19 protein-coding genes are annotated in these 18,664 nt (G+C 72.4%); 7 read left to right on the forward strand and 12 right to left on the reverse strand.

The window, feature by feature from the left end; all coding sequences use genetic code 11:
* Nucleotides 1–519: 519 nt before the first annotated feature.
* Nucleotides 520–1,131 carry a response regulator transcription factor gene (locus ACF1AG_RS11595; protein WP_003948568.1) on the reverse strand — a complete coding sequence of 204 codons (612 nt, stop codon included), beginning with the start codon at nt 1,129–1,131 and terminating at the stop codon, nt 520–522.
* A gap of 380 nt (nt 1,132–1,511) precedes the next feature.
* Here ACF1AG_RS11595 and ACF1AG_RS11600 point away from each other — a divergent pair, with 380 nt between their 5' ends.
* Nucleotides 1,512–1,844 carry a WhiB family transcriptional regulator gene (locus ACF1AG_RS11600; RefSeq protein WP_006130727.1) on the forward strand — a complete coding sequence of 111 codons (333 nt, stop codon included), beginning with the start codon at nt 1,512–1,514 and terminating at the stop codon, nt 1,842–1,844.
* Between the two features lie 136 nt (nt 1,845–1,980).
* Here ACF1AG_RS11600 and ACF1AG_RS11605 read toward each other — a convergent pair whose 3' ends face one another.
* Complete coding sequence (locus ACF1AG_RS11605; RefSeq protein WP_387795017.1) at nt 1,981–2,877, reverse strand: LysR family transcriptional regulator; 897 nt, start codon at nt 2,875–2,877, stop codon at nt 1,981–1,983.
* 92 nt (nt 2,878–2,969) lie between these two features.
* On the opposite strand from ACF1AG_RS11605, the gene ACF1AG_RS11610 reads away from it, so the two are divergent.
* The 3 genes from ACF1AG_RS11610 to ACF1AG_RS11620 all read left to right on the forward strand — a co-directional run bounded on the left by ACF1AG_RS11610 (nt 2,970) and on the right by ACF1AG_RS11620 (nt 6,205).
* Nucleotides 2,970–3,650: an MOSC domain-containing protein gene (locus tag ACF1AG_RS11610; protein ID WP_391809657.1), complete on the forward strand. Its 681-nt coding sequence runs from the start codon at nt 2,970–2,972 to the stop codon at nt 3,648–3,650.
* An 85-nt stretch (nt 3,651–3,735) separates the two neighbouring features.
* Complete coding sequence (locus tag ACF1AG_RS11615) at nt 3,736–4,509, forward strand: SDR family NAD(P)-dependent oxidoreductase (RefSeq protein ID WP_391809658.1); 774 nt, start codon at nt 3,736–3,738, stop codon at nt 4,507–4,509.
* A gap of 1,036 nt (nt 4,510–5,545) precedes the next feature.
* Nucleotides 5,546–6,205 (forward strand): hypothetical protein, encoded by a 660-nt coding sequence (locus tag ACF1AG_RS11620; protein WP_391809659.1) that lies wholly within the window; start codon nt 5,546–5,548, stop codon nt 6,203–6,205.
* A 17-nt stretch (nt 6,206–6,222) separates the two neighbouring features.
* Here ACF1AG_RS11620 and ACF1AG_RS11625 read toward each other — a convergent pair whose 3' ends face one another.
* Genes ACF1AG_RS11625 through ACF1AG_RS11665 form a run of 9 tightly spaced genes read right to left on the reverse strand, consistent with a single transcriptional unit; the run spans nt 6,223 to nt 14,478 of the window.
* Nucleotides 6,223–7,569 carry an ammonium transporter gene (locus ACF1AG_RS11625; protein ID WP_391809660.1) on the reverse strand — a complete coding sequence of 449 codons (1,347 nt, stop codon included), beginning with the start codon at nt 7,567–7,569 and terminating at the stop codon, nt 6,223–6,225.
* Between the two features lie 32 nt (nt 7,570–7,601).
* Nucleotides 7,602–8,543 carry an urease accessory protein UreD gene (locus ACF1AG_RS11630; protein WP_391809661.1) on the reverse strand — a complete coding sequence of 314 codons (942 nt, stop codon included), beginning with the start codon at nt 8,541–8,543 and terminating at the stop codon, nt 7,602–7,604.
* Between the two features lies 1 nt (nt 8,544).
* Entirely contained in the window at nt 8,545–9,165 is a 621-nt protein-coding gene (ureG, locus tag ACF1AG_RS11635) for an urease accessory protein UreG (protein WP_391809662.1), read from the reverse strand.
* 56 nt (nt 9,166–9,221) lie between these two features.
* A complete protein-coding gene (locus ACF1AG_RS11640; RefSeq protein ID WP_391809663.1) occupies nt 9,222–9,977 on the reverse strand; it encodes an urease accessory protein UreF in 756 nt (251 codons plus the stop codon).
* A 4-nt stretch (nt 9,978–9,981) separates the two neighbouring features.
* Entirely contained in the window at nt 9,982–11,706 is a 1,725-nt protein-coding gene (gene ureC, locus ACF1AG_RS11645; RefSeq protein WP_391809664.1) for an urease subunit alpha, read from the reverse strand.
* Between the two features lies 1 nt (nt 11,707).
* The gene (locus ACF1AG_RS11650) at nt 11,708–12,193 is read right to left on the reverse strand and encodes an urease subunit beta (RefSeq protein ID WP_391809665.1); all 486 of its coding nucleotides are present in this window, start codon (nt 12,191–12,193) and stop codon (nt 11,708–11,710) included.
* The gene (locus tag ACF1AG_RS11655) at nt 12,190–13,134 is read right to left on the reverse strand and encodes a cobalamin biosynthesis protein CbiX (RefSeq protein ID WP_391809666.1); all 945 of its coding nucleotides are present in this window, start codon (nt 13,132–13,134) and stop codon (nt 12,190–12,192) included. Before ACF1AG_RS11655 ends, ACF1AG_RS11650 begins: the two co-directional genes overlap by 4 nt.
* A gap of 3 nt (nt 13,135–13,137) precedes the next feature.
* On the reverse strand, nt 13,138–13,443 hold the full coding sequence (locus ACF1AG_RS11660) for an urease subunit gamma (protein WP_190098424.1): 306 nt from the start codon (nt 13,441–13,443) through the stop codon (nt 13,138–13,140).
* Nucleotides 13,444–13,503: 60 nt separating this feature from the next.
* Nucleotides 13,504–14,478 (reverse strand): urea transporter, encoded by a 975-nt coding sequence (locus tag ACF1AG_RS11665; RefSeq protein ID WP_391809667.1) that lies wholly within the window; start codon nt 14,476–14,478, stop codon nt 13,504–13,506.
* Nucleotides 14,479–14,560: 82 nt separating this feature from the next.
* On the opposite strand from ACF1AG_RS11665, the gene ACF1AG_RS11670 reads away from it, so the two are divergent.
* From ACF1AG_RS11670 to ACF1AG_RS11680, 3 genes are read left to right on the forward strand one after another with little or no spacing between them, the layout of a single operon-like run.
* Nucleotides 14,561–15,070, forward strand: a complete 510-nt coding sequence (locus tag ACF1AG_RS11670; protein WP_391809668.1) for a fluoride efflux transporter FluC — start codon at nt 14,561–14,563, stop codon at nt 15,068–15,070.
* A complete protein-coding gene (locus ACF1AG_RS11675) occupies nt 15,070–15,444 on the forward strand; it encodes a fluoride efflux transporter FluC (protein WP_391809669.1) in 375 nt (124 codons plus the stop codon). Before ACF1AG_RS11670 ends, ACF1AG_RS11675 begins: the two co-directional genes overlap by 1 nt.
* Entirely contained in the window at nt 15,441–17,345 is a 1,905-nt protein-coding gene (locus ACF1AG_RS11680) for an FUSC family protein (RefSeq protein WP_391809670.1), read from the forward strand. The genes ACF1AG_RS11675 and ACF1AG_RS11680 overlap by 4 nt, the downstream gene beginning before the upstream one ends.
* A gap of 129 nt (nt 17,346–17,474) precedes the next feature.
* Here the strand turns inward: ACF1AG_RS11680 and ACF1AG_RS11685 are convergent, their stop codons facing one another.
* The gene (locus ACF1AG_RS11685; protein WP_391809671.1) at nt 17,475–18,530 is read right to left on the reverse strand and encodes a DUF3533 domain-containing protein; all 1,056 of its coding nucleotides are present in this window, start codon (nt 18,528–18,530) and stop codon (nt 17,475–17,477) included.
* Between the last annotated feature and the right edge of the window lie 134 nt (nt 18,531–18,664).

Raw genomic sequence — 18,664 nt, forward strand, 5'->3', positions numbered from 1 at the left:
TTGGTTGTGCACCGAAGCGTTATGAGCAGGTGCGCCGGAAGTCATCCCTTGCGCCCTCCCCTTCCGCTCGACCGACTCGTCCCCGAGGAACTCCACACCTCAAGGATGCGGCATCCGCCGCGAAACGAGCAGTGGGTCCCTCCCGGCCGCGGCGAACACCACGCTCAGCGTGTGTGCCGGCCCACGTGAGCAGCCCTGGGCGGGCCCGCCGGTACGGGGTCCGCGCCCGGGATGCGCCGGTGCCGGCACGGCTCGCGTCCGTGCGGAACGTCACGAGGGCCGCAGCCGTCCGGGAGGGACACGGATGTCCGTGCCGAACCCGTACGCACGGCCGGCGCCCCGCACGGTCCGCGCGGCGCCTCGGCCACGACGGGGGCCGGGTCCCGCTCGGTGGCGGGCTCCAGGCGCCGCGCCCACCGGGACGACAGCTCGCCGGATCCGGGCCCGGACGGACATCCGGACCCCGCGCCGGTACGGCGCCCCGCACCCCGGCCGGCCCGGTCCTGAGGACGGGACGGCCTACCGCACCAGACCCCACCGGAACCCGAGCGCCACCGCGTGGGCCCGGTCCGAGGCGCCGAGCTTCTTGAAGAGACGGCGCGCGTGTGTCTTCACCGTGTCCTCGGAGAGGAACAGCTCACGGCCGATCTCCGCGTTGGAGCGGCCGTGGCTCATCCCCTCCAGCACCTGGATCTCACGCGCGGTGAGCGTGGGCGCCGCGCCCATCTCTGCCGAGCGCAGCCGGCGCGGGGCGAGCCGCCAGGTCGGGTCGGCGAGCGCCTGCGTGACCGTGGCGCGCAGCTCCGCGCGGGAGGCGTCCTTGTGCAGATAGCCGCGGGCCCCGGCGGCCACCGCGAGGGCGACACCGTCGAGGTCCTCGGCGACCGTGAGCATGATGATGCGTGCTCCGGGGTCGGCGGAGAGCAGCCGCCGTACTGTCTCGACGCCGCCCAGACCGGGCATGCGCACATCCATCAGGATCAGGTCCGAGCGGTCGGCACCCCAGCGGCGGAGGACTTCCTCGCCGTTGGCCGCCGTCGTCACGCGCTCGACGCCGGGCACGGTCGCGACCGCGCGGCGGAGCGCCTCTCGGGCAAGCGGGGAGTCGTCGCAGACGAGGACGGAAGTCATGGCCGCCCTCCGCAGCTGATGCGCGTCACCTTGAGCCTCCAGGCTGGTACGAAATCGTCACCTTGCGGTCGACCGTCTCGGACGCCCGCCCGAGCGCTTGTTCCTTCAACCGCCTCGCACTCTCAACGACGGTCACTCGAAAGAGTTACGGGGCCGTCTCCCATCTTCGGCACTCTACGTGAGGAGGCGCTCACGGTGGAGACATGCGCGACGTACCCCCGAACTTTCACCACAACCCGTGCCCCATTTAGCCCCTTTTCTTCCCCTTTGATGGTGTCCGGAGCTAGATTCGCAATGAGTCATATTTTCATCTCCTTTGATCGTAGTTGTACGGTCGTGGACACCGGATCCGCCCAGTAACGGCTACAAGGGGTCACGCAATGGCAGATTTCTCCCGCCTTCCCGGACCGAACGCGGACCTGTGGGACTGGCAGCTCCTGGCTGCCTGCCGCGGGGTGGACAGCTCGCTCTTCTTCCACCCGGAGGGCGAACGGGGTGCCGCACGCAGCGCACGCGAGAACTCGGCCAAGGAGGTCTGCATGAGGTGCCCGGTACGCGCCGAGTGCGCCGCGCACGCGCTCGCGGTGCGCGAGCCGTACGGCGTGTGGGGCGGCCTGACCGAGGACGAGCGCGAAGAACTGATGGGGCGGGCCCGCAACCGGCTGGTGTCGGCGTCGGGCGCCGGCGGACACGCCACCGCCTCGAACACCTGAAGGAACGTTTCTTCGGCTAAGGAACAACAGGCGCGTTCGCGTGCCCTTGCTCTGCCGGCCGCTCGCGGCGGCGCGATGCCGTCAGGCGGCTGCTCGCCGGCGGCCCGATGCCGTCAGGCGGCCGAGACGGCTTCCCTCACCTGGCGGCGGTCGTCGCCAGCTTCTCCAGCGTCGCGGTGACCGCGGGGACCTGGGCGAGGTCCGGCAGGGTGAGCGCGACGATCTCCCGCCGCACAGCGGGCTCCAGGTTCACGGTGCGCACGCCGCGCGGCCGCAGCGACTCCAGCGCGAGCTGCGGCAGGACCGCGACCCCGAGTCCCGCGCCGACCAGGCCGGCGACCGCCGGGTAGTCGTCGGTCGCGAAGTCGATGCGCGGGGTGAAACCCGCCGTCTCGCACACCTCGACGAGCTGTCCCCGGCAGCGCGGGCAGCCCGCGATCCACGGCTCCTCCGCGAGCTCCCCGATGGCGACCGACCCCGCGCGGGCCAGCCGGTGCCGTTCCGGCACGAGCCCGACCAGCCGGTCCGACAGCAGCGGCCGCACCACCAGGTCCTCCCACTCCTCCGCACCGGCCGCGCCCTCGTAGCGGAAGGCGAGGGCCACGTCGCAGTCGCCCTCGCGCAGCATCCGCACGGAGCGTGGCGGTTCGGCCTCCTCAAGGGAGACCCGGGTGCCGGGGTGGGCGCTGCGCAGCGCGGCGAGAGCGGTCGGCACGAGCGTGGAGCTGCCGCTGGGGAACGACACCAGCCGCACGCGTCCGGCGCGCAGGCCTGCGATGGCCGCGACCTCCTCCTCGGCGGCGGTGAGCCCGGCGAGGATGCCCGCCGCGTGCCGCACCAGCGCCTCGCCGGCCTGGGTCAGCCGCATCTCGCGGCCCGTGCGGATGAGAAGCGGCGTGCCGACGGACCCCTCCAGGGCCTTCATCTGCTGGCTGACGGCGGGCTGGGTGCACCCCAGCTCGCGGGCGGCGGCGGAGAAGGAACCGGTGGAGGCCACGGCGCGCAGCACGCGGAGGTGGCGGGCTTCGATCACACCGCCAGGATACGCGTAACGATAAGCCCGCCTTTGATCAAGCGGGAATTAATACGTCGACGCTTTGATGTGTATGCCTTACCGTGCACCGCATGAAGCTTCTGTCTGTGAACCTGGGTCGTCCGAAGCCCGTCCCCTACACGGGCCAGCGCGACGGCCTGACCGGTATCGACAAGCGTCCGGTGGACGGACCGGTGCTGGTGTCGGCGCCCGGCCCGAAGGGGATCGGCGGAAGCGGTCTGGCCGGGGACGCGGTGTGCGAGACGCGGCACCACGGCGGGGACGACCAGGCGGTGTACGCGGTGGCCCGCGAGGACCTCGACGAGTGGGAGCGCGCGCTGGGGCGCACGCTGCCCGACGGTTCTTTCGGCGAGAACCTCACCACCGAGGGCGTCGACGTGTCCGGCGCGCTGATCGGCGAGCGCTGGGCCGTGGGACCGGAGGTGGTCCTGGAAGTCACGTCGGGGCGCATTCCGTGCCGGACCTTCCAGGGCCATCTGGGTGAGCAGGGCTGGGTGAAGCGGTTCACGGAGCGGGGGGCGCCGGGAGCTTACCTGCGGGTGATCACGCCCGGGGAGGTGCGCGCGGGCGACACCGTGCGGATCGTGCACCGGCCGGACCACGAGGTGACGGTGGCCCTGCAGTTCCGCGCGGTGACGACGGAGCGCGAGCTGCTCCCCCGGCTGCTGGCGGCGGGGGACGCGCTGCACCCGGAGGCACTGAAGCAGGCGCGGGAGCATGTGGAGAAGTCCGGGGTGACGGTGGAGGTCTGACCGTACGTCGGGGCGTGTCCTGGAGGACCCGTGCCCGCCGGACCGCAGAGCGGACGCCTCCGCTCCGGGTCACTACTCTTGGGCCATGACAACGGCTCTGATTACGGGATCGACGGCGGGAATCGGTGCCGCGTTCGCGCGGCGGCTGGCGGCCGACGGCCACGACCTGGTGCTCGTGGCCCGGGACACGGCCCGTCTGCGGGAGCAGGCGACCGAGCTGCACGACCGCCACGGCATCGAGGCGGAGGTGCTGACCGCCGACCTGGCCGAGGACAAGGGGATCGAGGCGGTGGAGCGCCGGCTCGCCGACCGCCGCAACCCCGTCGACCTGTTGGTCAACAACGCCGGGTTCGGGCACAAGGGCCGCTACCTCGAGGTCCCCATGTCCGACGAGCTGACGATGCTCAAGGTCCACTGCGAGGCCGTGCTGCGGCTGACGTCGTCGGCGGTGGAGGCGATGCGGGAGCGCGGGCGCGGCGGGGTCGTGAACGTCGCCTCGACCGCGGCGTTCGTGCCGCGCGGGACGTACGGGGCGTCGAAGGCGTGGGTCGTGCAGTTCACGCAGGGCGCGGCGCAGGACCTGGCCGGTCACGGCGTACGCCTGATGGCACTGTGCCCCGGCTTCGTGCGCACCGAGTTCCACCAGCGGGCCGGCATGGGCACGGACAACATCCCGCGGTGGATGTGGCTGGACGCGGACAAGGTCGCCGCGACGGCGCTGGCGGACCTGGCCCGGGGCAAGTCGCTCTCCGTCCCGGACCCGCGGTACAAGGTGCTGATGGGCGCGTCGAAGCTGGTCCCGCGCGGGCTGCTGGGCGGGATCTCGTCGAAGACGGGCCGCAAGTACGGGCCTCGCTGACGCGGACGGGGTGGCCGTATGGCCTCTCCTCCCGGCGGGCCGCTTGCCCCGACCCGGGCACTCCGCCCGGCGCGCGGTCACGGCAGGACGCGGGCTGCTCACCGGAGGCGGATGGAGGGGACCGGACACCCGGACCGAGACCCCCGGCGCCGGGTGGGAGCTGCCCGGCATGTGCTCGCCCGGTGAGGAACTCACCAGCCTTCTGAAGCATCCGCTGCCGACAGGCTCGCCCGCCGCCCCGGCCTTGCACCGCCGTGGGGGCGTCGCGCCTGGTGGGCGGCTGTCCCAGGTGCCGGACGCCGGAAGCGCGGAGGACGGCGGGCGTGGGCTCCTCCTCGTCGCCGCTGTGGCCGAGGGAAGGGGAACGACTCCGGCACCCGGCGCGCCCGGCAAGACGGTGTGGGCCATGGCGCCTGCCGCACCGACCGGTCTGCCGCCGCGGAACAGCCGGGAGGCGACCGCGTTCAGGCGGCGCAGGATCCACTGCCGGTCGGGGGGGCCTGATCTCCACTGTGCTCCTGGACACCGCGAGCCCGCCCAACGCGCGGGCGACGGCGGCAGTCTGACGTGCGTTCACGGGCCGGCAGATGCCGGTCGCCCGGGTGACCGGCACCTGCCGGCGCCCTCGGGGAACGACTCCAGGGGCCGTTCGGCGCCCCGCCGCCGAGCCAGGCGCCCCGGAGGAACGCTTCGGCCGTGGCACCGAGGTTCAGCTCCTCCAGTTGGGTCGTCCTTCCCCCTCTGCGCAGCCGGCCCTCGGCGAGTGACACGGTCCGCGCGGGCGGGTTCCACACCCGCTCCCCGTGCAGCACCCGGTTCATCGGCCACTCCTCTGGCTCGCTGCCCTGTCCTCCCCGGTACGGCAGGCCCGCCCTCACACACCGCTCCCACCGTTCCGGCCGGCGGCCCGGCTCGCCCGCCGGCCGGAACGGTGGGACTCTGGTGGAAGTGTCGGCGGACGCCCAGGCGTCGTTGACCGCCCTTCCGAACGGAACCCGGAAGGGTGTCGTCCATACGAGGCTGACCAGGAGGTTCCGTGCACGACAAGCCGCTCAGCAAGTTCACCGGCCGGCTGGTGCGTCGTCGGCCGGGTGTCTCACGTCCCGCACCGGAACGGGTCGGGCCGGACACGTACGGTCTGGACGAGGACAAGACCCTTCGTTTCGCCGCGGACCGGCTCGGCCCCGAGGAGGAACAGCGGCTGGCGGAGGAGGTGGCGGAGATCCTTCCCCTCGGATGGTCCCTCTCTCCGCGAGCCAAGGAACGGCTGTACACGGTGAGCAGTCATCTCGGCGGTGAGCCGCAGCTGCTTGACTGGCTGGACCGTCACCCCGGCCTTCCCCGCCTGACCGCGCGGCTGACCGCCATGACCGGCAACCTCGACCGGTACAGCGACGACCCGTCGGTGGTGGAGGCCGTGCGTGCGGCGCGGGCCGGGGGAGCGCTTCCCGCGGAGCTGGAGGAACTGCTGCCGCCGCAGACGGACGAGGAGACGCTCAGCGACCTCGCCTACCGCATCGACAGCCTTCTCTTCGAGCGGCGGACCGGGGACGCGGCACGGCTGGCCCTGACCGCCGCGGACTGGCTGCGGACCGCGGCCCGGCAGGCGCCGTCCAGGTCCCCGATGCTGGACGAGATGGCGGAGTTCATGGCGCACCTCCACGAGGACGTCCGCCAGGCCGGCGCGGCGGTCTGACCACCGCGCCGGGCTCGCTACTGCTCCCGGTGTTCCCTCAGGAGGCGCTGGATCTCGACCAGCGTGTCCTTGTCGGGGCCCCGGCCACCGGCAGTCAGGGCGTCCAGGCGTTCGGCGGTGCTGAGGTCGTAGGCGCGTTCCTCCTCCTGGCCCGGCACAGCGGCGTACGACTCCTTGTCGGTGAAACCGATGACGACGTCGACGGCCTTGGCGATGATCCACGTCAGGAGGAAGGAGAACGCCGCGACGGCGAGGATGGCGACCACCTGACGCCACAGCAGGGAGAGGCCTCCGCCGTAGAAGAGGCCCTCCTTGCCGCTGACGTTCGCCGTGGCGAACAGACCGACCATGATCAGGCCGATCAGGCCGCCCGCGCCGTGCACGCCCACGACATCGAGCGTGTCGTCCACGTTCAGGCGGTATTTCAGGGTGACGGCGTACGCGCAGAACGCGCCCGCGACGAGGCCGGTGACCAGCGCGCCGGTGGGGTCGATCTCGCCGCAGGCCGGGGTGATGGCCACCATGCCGGCCACCGCGGCCGAGCCGACGCCCATCATCGTGACCTTGCTGGTGCGCCAGTACTCCACGAGCGGCCAGGTGACCATGGCGCCTGCGGCTCCGAGCTGGGTGTTGATGAAGGCCGTGGCGGCGGTGCCGGTGTCACGGACGGCCGAGCCGGCGTTGAAGGCCAGCCAGCCGAACCACAGCAGGGCGACACCGATCATGACCAGGGGGATGTTGTTGGGCCTGGGCTCCTTGCGCCGGAAGTCGGCCGGGCCCCGGACGACGAGGGCCACGGCGAGTCCGGCGATCCCCGAGTTGAGTTCCACCGGCAGCCCTCCGGCGAAGTCCAGCGCGCCCAGGTGGTTCGTGACCCATCCGTTCTCCACGTCGAAGACCCAGTGCGCGACCGGCACGTAGACGATCAGGAGCCACAGGGCGGAGAAGACCAGCCACCCCCGCATCGTGGCCCGTCCGGCGATGGAGCCGCTGATCAGCGCTACCGTCACGATGGCGAAGCCCATCTGGAACGTGGTGTAGACGTAGGTCGGGATCGATCCGGTCAGGGTGTTCGGCTCGATGCCCCGCAGGAAGGCGTGGTCCAGGTTGCCGATGAGGCCGGCACCGCCGACGTCCGGCCCGAAGGCGAGCGAGTACCCGATCATGTACCAGAGGATGCTCACGAAGCAGAGCGAGGCGAAGCTCATCTTGAGCATGACCAGGATGTGCTTCGTACGGACCATGCCGCCGTAGAAGAAGGCCAGAGCGGGGGTCATCAGCAGCACCATCGCTGCCGCGGCCAGCATCCAGGCGGTGTCGCCGGAGTCGTAGGCGGGGGGCATGGGGGCGGGTGCGGTGATCACGGCTGCACGGTCTCCTGGTCGGGTCGGGTGCGCTACTGCTTGCGCAGGTCGGGGGCCGGGTGGCCGGTGAGGAGCCGTCGCACCGCGTCCCACGCCTCGCGGACGGCGGCGGTGAAGCGGGGCTGGTCACAGCCGAGGATCCGCACCCAGGCCCCGCAGTCGTCGGGCAGGACGCTCGCCCCGTGCAGCACGTCCCGGCTCGTCAGTGCACGGTGCAGGGTGTCGGCGATCTCGGCCGCCGGGCGCCGGCCGCTCACCACGAACAGCGAGGCGACGTGGTCGTGCCCGGCGAAGACGGCCGGTCCCGTGACCCCGCCGTGCCGTTCCGGCTGCAGCCGGAGGGTGTCCACGGCGAGCAGGGTCCCGTCCGGCCGCCGGATCTCCAGGTCGGTGGTGAGCAGCGTGTAGAGGTGCCGTTCACCCCGGGCGAGGCGCCCCGCCGTGATCGTCTCGCCGTACACGACCGTGGCGCCCTCGTGGACGGTCAGGACCGTGCCCTGGTGGAAGCGGGCCCCGGCGAACGGGATCAGCGGGTCGGGCACGTACTCGACGTAGGCCCCGTCGTCCGCCGTCAGGTGCACGCGCTGGGTCGCGTAGTCGTGCTCCATCCGGTAGACCTTGGTGGCCGCCTGGGTCGTGAACAGCGCCTCGGTACCCGGGCCGCACCGCAGGTCTACGCGGTAGCGGTCCGCCTGGGCGATGCCGCCGCCGGTGGCCATCACGTAGGTGCACGCCATACCGGGCATCTCCGGATCGACGTACAGCGGGCGCATGATCTCCAGCGGTGACTTCTGGTACCGCTCGACCAGTTCCGTCCGGTCCCCTCGGAGGGCGAAGCCCAGGTCCAGGATGCCGACCTTGGCCGGTGAGCCCGGGCCGAGCGTCTCCGGCACCGTGGAGAACGCCGTCAGCTCCGGCGGCAGCCGGACGGCCTCGTAGTGCTCCGGCGCCAGCCGGTCGCGGACGGCCGGCACGTCAGACCATCACCTTCCGGCGGGACTCCAAGAACGCGGCGACCTCGTCCACGCCCTTGCCGGTCAGACAGTCGGTCAGCGCCACCGGTCCGTCGCCACGGACCAGGTGGGCGTCGGACTCCATCACGCCGAGATCGGTCCGCACGTACCGGGCGATGTCGATCTTGTTGATGACCAGCAGGTCGGACGTGGTGATGCCAGGGCCCCGCTTGCGGGGCATCTTCTCCCCCTCGGCGGTGTCGAGGACGAAGATGAAGACGTCCACCAGGGCGGGGCTGAAGGTGAGGGTCAGGTTGTCGCCGCCGCTCTCGTAGAAGAGGACGTCGACATCCGGGTGCTTCTCCAGCATCTCGGCGCCCGCCGCCAGGTTCATCGTCGGATCGTCGCGCACGGCGGTGTGCGGACAGGCGCCCGTCTCCACGCCGACCACGCGGTCTCCCGGCAGCACCCCGTCGAGGGTGCGGCGGATGTGCTGCGCGTCCTCCTGGGTGTAGATGTCGTTGGTGATCACCGCGGGGCGGTGCCCCTGCTCGATCAGGACCGGGACGAGCGCCTCGATCAGGGCGGTCTTGCCCGATCCGACCGGGCCGCCCACTCCTACGCGCAGAACGTTGTCTTGCATGCTCTCTCAACTCTTCCTCTAGGGTGCGGGTCGCCACCGCCGGACACGGACGCCGGTCAGCTGGCGAACAGGCGGGCCTCGGCCCGCTCGTGGCGCGCGGACATCACGTCCGCGGTGAAGGTCGTCGACCCGAGGTCGTCCAGCCCTCGGGCCAGGGCACGACAGGTGGTCTCCGCGACGACCGGAGCCGTTCGCCGCAGCAGGACCTGGGCCAGACGGTGGTCGGTCAGCCGCAGCCTCAGCGCGGCACCGGCGAAGCTCGCACAGAACGCGAACAGGTCGGCGGCCACCGCCTGCCGTACCGGCACCCCGGCCGTCGCGTACACGACTCCGGCCGCGACGGCCTGCATGCCCGGTGCCCGACGGGCCGTCACCTCCCGGTGATAGCGGGCGACACCGTCGGTGCCGAAGACCTCGGTGGCGAGGTCCAGCAGCTGCCGCCCGGTCCGGGCGGCAGCCTGTCGCATCTCGCGGCTGAGCTTCGTGGCGTGCAGGCGCCGGTCCACGGCGGCCACCGCCTCCCAGTCCCCCGCGGCGGCTGCTCGATGGGCCAGGGCCAGGGCGGTGGCATCGGACGGTCCGACACCGTGCCTGAGGAGGTCGTGGAGCAGCCGGGGCAGCGAGTCCCGGTCGACGGCCCCTTCCTGCGCGAATCCCTCCAGGCCGTGGGACAGGGTGTAGAAGCCGCTGGGGAAGGCCGAATCGGTCAGCTGGAGGCTGACCAGGAGGTGGTCCAGGTCCGCAGCCGGCGCCCCGGTGCTCCGCGTCTGCCCGCCCGACTGGCCGGTCGCGGCGTCCGTGTCGCGGTACATCTGCTCACACCAGGAAGAACAGCTGGTTGAGGGGGAGCTTCCGGGCGGGGTCGATGGTCACGACCTCACCGTCCACCGTGACCTTGTACGTCTCCGGGTCGACCTCGATCCGCGGCACGGCGTCGTTGCGGACCATGTTGTGCTTGCCGATGGTGCGGGTCTTGCGCACCGGAAGCACCGTCCGCTCCAGGCCGAGCTTCCCGGGCACACCGGCCGCGATGCCGGCCTGCGACATGAAGGTGACGTGCGTCGCCTGCATGGCGCGTCCGTAGTGGCCGAACGACGGCCGGTAGTAGACGGGTTGCGGCGTGGGCAGCGAGGCGTTGGGGTCGCCCATCTGGGCCCAGGAGATGATGCCGCCCTTGATGACCATTTTCGGCTTGGCGCCGAAGGAGTGCATCGGCCACAGGACGATGTCGGCGAGCTTGCCCGGCTCGATCGTGCCCACGTAGTCCGAGACACCGCTGGCGATGGCGGGGTTGACGGTGACCTTGGCCAGGTAGCGCAGGACGCGCTGGTTGTCGTTGCGCTCGGAGTCCTCGGGCAGCGGCCCGAACGCCTCCTTGCACACGTGCGCGATCTGGAAGGCGCGCGTGACGGACTCGCCGATGCGGCCCATGGCCTGGGAGTCGGACGAGATCATGCTGATGATGCCGCGGTCGTGCAGGACCGTCTCGGCCGCGATGGTCTCCGCCCGCACCCGGCTGTCCGCGAAGGCCACGTCCTCGGGGATGTCGTGACTGAGGTGGTGGCACACCATCACCATGTCCAGCAGCTCGTCCACGGAGTTCTTGGTGTACGGCAGCGTGGGGTTGGTGGAGGACGGCAGGATGTTGGGCTCGCCGGTGACCCGCAGGATGTCGGGGGCGTGGCCGCCGCCCGCGCCCTCGCTGTGGAAGGTGTGGATCGTACGGCCGTCGATCGCGGAACGGGTGTCCTCGAAGAAGCCGCCCTCGTTGAGCGTGTCGGTGTGGATCGCGACCTGGACGTCGTGCCGGTCGGCGACGGCAAGGGAGTTGTCGATGACGGCGGGCGTGGATCCCCAGTCCTCGTGGACCTTGAGGGCGGCGGCTCCGGCCTCGAGCTGCTCGTCCAGGGCCCCGGGCAGGCTGCAGTTGCCCTTGCCCATGATGCCGAGGTTGACCGGCAGGTCCTCGGCGGCCTGAAGCATGCGGGCGAGGTTGAAGGGTCCGGGGGTGCAGGTCGTGCCGTTGGTGCCGTCGGTCGGCCCGGTGCCGCCGCCGAACAGGGTGGTGATGCCGTTACTGAGGGCCTGTTCGCACTGCTGGGGGGTGATGAGGTGGACGTGGGAGTCCATGGCCCCGGCGGTCGCGATGAGGTGCTCGCCGGCGATCACCTCCGTACCGGCGCCGATGACGAGACGGGGATCGACGGCGTCCTGGGTCTGCGGGTTGCCGGCCTTGCCGATGCCCGCGATGAAACCGTCCTTGACGCCGATGTCGCACTTGACCACGCCGACCACCGGGTCCATGACCACGACGTTGGTGATGACCAGGTCGAGGGCGCCCTGGGCGGCCGTGGCCTGCGGGTCGGAGGCCATGCCGTCACGCATGGTCTTGCCGCCGCCGTAGACCACCTCGTCGCCGTAGGAGCCCTCGCGGAAGTCCTTCTCGACCTCCACGACGAGGTTGGTGTCGGCCAGCCGGAACCGGTCACCCACCGTGGGGCCGAACAGGTCTGCGTACTGCTTGCGGGAGAGGGTCGGCATGTCAGTGGGATCCCTTCTTCGTCTTCTTCCCGGCACCGGACGTGCCCGGTTCCGCCTTGCCTGCCTTACCTGCTTTGCCCGCCTTGCCCCCGGGCCCGTCCCCCGGCTCCTCCCGGCCCGCTCCCCGGAAACCACGACGCATCGCCTGGCTGACGGCCTCTACCCGGGCGGGGTGCGACCTGACGCTGCCGTTGAGGAGGCCGCTGAAGCCGTGGAGGCGCCCGGTGCCGGCGTAGGTGCACAGCTCCACCTCGTGGGTGCCGCCGGGCTCGAAGCGGACGGCGGTGCCGGCCGCGATGTTGAGATGCATGCCGAGCGTGGCGTCACGGTCGAACTCCAGGGCCGAGTTCGCTTCGAAGAAGTGGTAGTCCGAACCGACCTGGACCGCCCGGTCGCCCGTGTTGCGGACGGTGACCTTGGCGGTCCGCCGGCCTGCGTTGATCTCGATCGGGCCGTCGCCGTACTGGTAGCGCGGAGGAAGGGTCATCGAAGGCTCCTGTGGGAGGGGAGGAGGTGCGGTACGGCACCCCGGAGTGCGGGGGCATCCGCACGGTGGTGCGTGTGCGGGAGGCCGTCCGGGGCGCGGTGGCCTTGCGGCGAAGTCACCTCGCCGTCCGGCCGCTGCGGGTCGTGGGCGTGGGTGTGCGTGCCGTGGGGACCGTGCGGGCCGTCGGGGTGGGCGGGACCGTGGTCGTGGTCATGGCCGCCAGGACCGTGGCTGTGCACGAGTCCGTGGCCGTGGGCGGACGAGAGCCCTCGGGACATGCCGTCGTCACCGAGCGCATCGTGCCGGTCCCACGCCGCGCGCACCCGGGCGTCGAGGACGCCCGCAACGGCAGGCGCGGGGAGCAGCGGGCCGCCCTGTTCGCAGTGTGCGAGGTCGGGGATCTCCGGTGTCACCCATGCGGCGGGGAGCAGCACGACATGCCTCTCACCGAGGGCGCGGCAGCGTCGCACGCCCTCGGCCGGGTCCGGGTCGCCGCCGATCAGGGCGACCTCGACCGTGCGGTGCCGGCCGTACTGTCGTACGAGACGCGCGATCCGGAAGAGGTCGGCGTCGGCGAACGGGTCGCCCGACGGGGCGGTGACCAGCAGGGCCTTGCCCCCGGCCACCCGAGCGGCCGCAGCGCGGAGCCAGCCGACCAGGTGGTCCGCGGTGCCGAAGGGCTCGGCCAGGACGGTCCCGGCACGGTCCGCGGGTGAGAGGGCCAGCAGGGTGCGGGCGGCGTCGGCGACCAGGTCCGGGTCCCTGCCCAGGGTCATCGGCACCACGCAGACGGGTTCCCCCCGGGCGCGCGCCGAGCTGACGCGCCGGAACAGTTCGCGTCCGCCGGGCACACAGGGCACCCGGGGATCCAGCAGGCCGCGCAGGGCACGTCCGCCGTCGCTCTCGTGGCCGCCCACCGCAACCACCTCACCCGGGAACATGGCTCAGCCGCCCACCGGGTCGTGGCAGGAGACGAGCTTGTTGCCGTCGTCGAACGTCGCCTCCACCTGGAGCAGGGGCAGCATCTCCCGCACGCCCGGCATGGTGCTGTCCTCGTCGACCACGGTGCGGCCCAGCTCCATGCAGTCGGCCACGGTCCTGCCGTCCCGGGCCGCCTCCAGGATGGCCTCGGTGATGAGCGCCACCGACTCGCTGTAGTTGAGCTTCAGTCCGCGCTCGCGGCGTTTGCGGGCCAGGTCGGCCACGACGTACACGAGCAGCTTGTCGATCTCTCGGGGGGCCAGGTTCATGGGGGAAATGCCTTCCTCGGTGTCGTGGGTGCGGGCCCGGCTGTCGGCGGACGGTCGGCCTCAGGAGTCGTCGGCCAGGAGGGTGATGCGCGGCAGGAGGGGCACGGCCGCCAGCAGCGCCCAGGTGGTGATGTTGAACGGCCAGGTGAAGGTGTGGCTGCCGAAGGTCTCGAACAGGACGGACAATGAGGCCGTCAGGGCTGTGCTGGCGGCGGCCGCCAGTACCGTGAAGCCGTAGTTCCACGCGGTGGGGCGCAGCAGGAGCACACCGAACGCCAGGCTCGTCAGGACGGCGTTGTAGCCGTAGATCCCCTCACCGATCAACGCGGCCGGCGCGCCGAGCGCCCATGCCGTGAGGAGCCCGACGACGCTGCCCACCACGGCGAACAGGCCGACCTTCCATCCGGCCAGGAAGAGGCCGGCGAGCATGATCAGTCCGACGTACCAGGTCCCCGCGAAGAAGATCTGGGAAACATTGGCGAAGAAGCCCTGCCACAGGTCGGTCCAGTCGACGACAGGGCTCCTCGGGGTCGCCGGGGTGACAGCCGTCTCCGGGGTGCCGTGCCAGACGCGTTCGAACGAGGGGGCTCCCAGGACCATCACGAGGGCGACAAGGCAGAAGGGCCCGGTGAACGCCCTGAGCCCGACGGGGTTGAGCAGGTGGTTGAGTGTCGCCGTGACCAGCGTGCACATGACGGCAGCAGCCACGGCCATGACGTACGTCGACGGGTGGTTGCCGAGGTAGACCACCATCGCGATGGCACCGAGCACACCGCAGTAGGTCATCAGTCCCTGGCTCAGGGTGTCGCGCGGTACGGCCAGGAGGAGCGCGGTGAGGGTCGACACCACCGCGCCGATGGTGGCGAACAGCCCCATCTCCCAACTCTCCACCCACAGGGCGGCCAGGATGACCAGCGAGGTCAAGAGGCTGGCCTGGAAGTCGACCTGGCCCACGCCTCGCAGCGCGCCGAGAGCGGTCTCGCCGAGTGAGGGCCGCGAGGGCGCGGCGACGGCCGCGGTCTGCTGGGAAGCCACACGTGCTCCTTCGCCGGGACGGAGTGACCGAGAGTGACGAGTCCAGCGCCACAGCGTCATCCCGGAATACTAATGTGACGATATGCACCTTATTTGCGATACACATCTCCACCGGCATCCGGATCACACGCCCGGCGCACAGCTGCCCGTAGTCCTGGTCGTGGCGGCGGGCGGGGCGGTGGGTGCGCTCCTGCGCTACGGCGCTGCCCGGCTGTGGCGCAACGGCAGCGACGCCCACGCCGTCTGGCGGGCCGGAGAGGCCGCCTTCCCCTGGACGACCCTGCTGGTCAACGCCGTCGGCTGCTTCCTCATGGGAGTGCTGACGGTCGCGCTGAAGGAGCGGTTCACCCGCGCCCCCCGGCTGCTGAACCCCTTCCTGGGGACGGGCGTACTCGGTGGCTTCACCACCTTCTCCTCCTACACGGACGACACCCGGAGGCTGCTGGAGAACGACCAGGCGAGCACCGCGCTCGGTTACCTCGTCCTGACCGTGGCGGCGGCGCTGGCCGGTGTGGTGCTCGGCGTGGCCCTGGCACGCGCCGTCCTGAGGCGTCCGGGACGCACGGCGAACGCACCGGGGAGGGCCGCCTGATGAGTGAGTGGCTCCTGGTGCTCGCCGGCGGCGCACTCGGTGCTCCGACCCGCTTCCTGATCGGTGAGGGGGCGCGCAGGGACCTGCCGTCCGCGTTCCACTGGGGCACCTTCCTCGCCAACATGACGGCGTCCCTGATCCTGGGCTTCCTGGTCGAGGCCGGCACCGAAGGCACGCTCGGCGCCACCGGGCAGGCGCTGCTCTCGGTGGGGTTCTGCGGCGCCCTGTCCACCTGGTCCACCTTCTCCAGCGAGCTGCTGTCCATGACCAATGCCCGCCGGGCCGCCCAGGCCGCCGGCTACCTCCTCGTGACGGTCGCCCTCGGACTCGCCCTGTCGTTCACGGGCGCGGCCGTCGCCCGGGCCCTGTGGTGACCGGCGGCACCGCCCGGGAGCCACTCCGCCGGCGCGTCCCGCTGCTCCGGCCGCCCGCCCTCGACCGATGGCGTGCCGCCCGGTCGGCCCTGACCTTCGGGCTCTGCTTCGGCGTCGTCACCGCGGTCGCCGGCGCCCACAACGGGGTCCTCGCGGCACTGGGCTGCTACGTCGACGCCTACGGCGCCCGCGACCCCTACCCCCGGCGGGGCCCGGTCCTGGCCCTGCTCTGCGCGGGTCTCGTCCTGGCGTTCGCGGCGGGGTCACTGGCAGCAGGAGACGTGTGGGCGATGACCGCGGTGCTCACCGTCATCGCGGCCGCGGCCACGCTGGTCGTGCGGACCCTCCACCTGAGCGGGCCGGGCAGCTACTTCGTCGTCCTGGTGTCCGCCCTGGCCGTCTTTCTTCCCCCGCGAGACCTCCTGGAGACGGCCACCGGGGCAGGCTACGTGGCGATCGGGGCGTCCGCCTCGTGGCTCTCCGCCATGTCGGGCAGGCTGGTACGGCCGTACGGCCCCGAGGAGCGCTCGGTCGTCGCCGCCTTCCGGTCGGTCGCGGCGTTCGCGGACGCGACCCGCCGGGCCGCGGACACGCACCCGCCGGGCGACACCACCTCCACGGGGCGCAGCGCCTGCACCGCTGTGCACGCGACCTGGTCGGCGCTCCACGACGCTCGCGGCCGGAGCGTGACGCCGGCGCCCCGGCGCAGGGAGCTGCACACCCTGATGATCCGGCTGGAAGCCGTGCTCGACGCGGTGCAGAGCACCGCGGAACGGGGCGCCGGACCGGTTCCGGCCGCGTGGGGTCCCCGGCTCCGGGAGGCGGCCGCGACGGTGCAGGCGGGCGGGCACCCCGACCTACGGCCCGCCCAGGACGCCGCGCAGGCGCTCTGGCCGCTGCCGCTGCCGCCGCACCGGAGCCTGGGTGCCGAACTGCGCCACGCGCTGTCCTCCGCCTCCCCCGCCCCGACGATCGCCCTGCGGGTCGGGCTCGCCGTGGGGGTGGGCACCGTCCTGGGCTGGGCGCTCCCCCTCATGCACCCCGCGTGGGTGGCGGTGGGAGCGGCCGCGGCGCTCCAGGGCGGGCCCGGGCAGCAGCCCGCGCAGCGCGTCGGCTCCCGGCTCGTCGGGACGGTGACCGGAGTGGCGATCACCGTGCTGGTCGCCCAGGTCTATCAGCCCGGCGTGTGGGCAACCGTGGTCCTGGCCACCACCGTGCACGGGATCTCGCGTGGCCTGCCGCCCAGTTCTCTCCTCGCACGCACCCTGCTGAACACCCCGGTCGCGCTGCTGCTCGTCAACGTGGCCCTGACCGGAGGACCGGGCCTGGAATCGCTCGCCGCCTACCGGCTGCTCGACCTCACCCTCGGCATGTGTCTCGGCATGGCGGCCGCGTGGCTGGTGCGCGGTGTACCGCTGCGCCGGGTGTGCGCCGCCGTGGCGGCGGCCGTAACGGCGACGGGCCACGCGCTGGGGGAACGCCTGGCCACGGGCCGGGCCGGCGTCGCGTCCGGAGGCGCCGCCTGGCGGCACATGACGGACCTGTGGACCATGCACGCCTCGGTGCCGGCCGAGGAGTTCCGCTCCACCGGCACCGCCGACGTGCTGTGGCCCACCGTGCTCGCCGTACGCCGCCTGCTCGCCCGGAATCTGCTCGGGGGGCCCACGGTGCCGGCGCCGGACGACGGAGCGCGGGTCTCCGGTCACCTTTCCTCCCTGGCCGGCGCCGCGGGTGCCGGCCTGCCAGGCTCCCCCGCCTGCCGTGCCGAACTTCCCTCTCCGGGCCGGACACCGCGGCCCGCCCATGACCCGGAGCTCCACCCGAGGCTGGCGGCGCTTCGGTCCGCCCTGGACCACCCCGCCTCCCCGCCAGGGGCCGGGCCGCCGGACGGGGAACTCTGAGCCCGGCCCCGGCCGCCCGCCCGCACCTGGCCGGGAACACACCTCCCGCGTCCGCACCGGGTCGCGTCCGGAGCGGTGTCACCGGTCCGGACGCCGACGGGCCGGACCGTCCCGTGCGTCCCGCCGGGTTCAGAACACTCCCGCGAGCGGCTCCTGCTGCCGCCTGCCGCGGCGTGCCACCGCCGACAGAAGCGTGAGCACGCTTCCCACCAGGGCCCATGCCGACAGCACCAGCAGCGGGCCGAGCACGGCGTTCCCCTCGAAGTAGGCGATGGACCGTGCCGACCAGGTCCCCGCCCCCGGCGGCAGCGCCGGGCCGATCGCCTCCCAGAACGGCGGAAGCATCGGCGGGGGGAGGGCGCCGCCCGCGCTCGGGTTGCCCGCGACCACCACGAGCAGGATCGCCAGCCCGATGCCGATGACGTCGAGGAACCCCTGGAGGGCGAGGGTAGCGGCGCCGACCGCGAAGGTGATCAGGGCACCCAGCCCCCAGAGGGCGAGGACGCTCCCGGGAAGCGCACCCAGGACCGGACCGATGATCACCGCGCCTCCCAGACCTCCGACGAGCGAGACCAGGGCCATGCAGCCGAGCCGGATCACCGCGCCGTGCAGGCCGGCGGGGCGGGCGCCGGCGATGATCGCGATCATCGCAGCGCACAGGTAGCCTCCGACGCACCAGCCCACGCTCGCGTAGAAGGACGACAGTCCGTCGAAGTCCCGTCGCGAGGCCGGGGCCGCGTCGACGGTGCGCACCGTGCGCCCCTCCGCCCGTTCCAGGCCGGTCACGAGGCGCTGCAGGTCCGTGGCGAGGACGGCGCCGCCACCGGAGGCGACCAGCAGCGTGTCCTCACCGTCCGGCCCCGTGATCAGTGCGCCGTCGATCTTCCGGTCCATGATCTGGTCGCGGGCGCTCACCTCGTCGGCCACCGCGCGGGGGTCCAGCGGGGAGCCGGGCAGTCGCTCCAGCCGGGCCGTCTGCTGTGCGGCAGCGGTCGGCGGCGCGACGACACCGAACGGGACGTCACGCATCTCGGGGCGGTGCAGCGCCCCCACGTAGGAGGCGATGAACAGCAACTGGAGGACGGCGACGCCGGACACGACCAGGACGGTCCACGGCGTGACCGCCCTCTTGACTGCTCCTCGGAGTGACTCAGGGGCCGGGCGCGTGCCCTTGGTCGGCGTCATTCCTCAACGGTCGGCGGCATTCGCGGCACCCGCAGGCGGAACGGGGCCGAACGGATGGCGCGCCGCGTGAGGCCCCGAGGTGCCGGGCGCGGCCGGGGAGCGGCACGGCGAAGGCCCGGTCCCCCGGCGCACGC

It is taken from the genome of Streptomyces sp. NPDC014764, from assembly GCF_043082785.1.
GTDB classification, from domain to species: Bacteria; Actinomycetota; Actinomycetes; order Streptomycetales; family Streptomycetaceae; genus Streptomyces; species Streptomyces althioticus.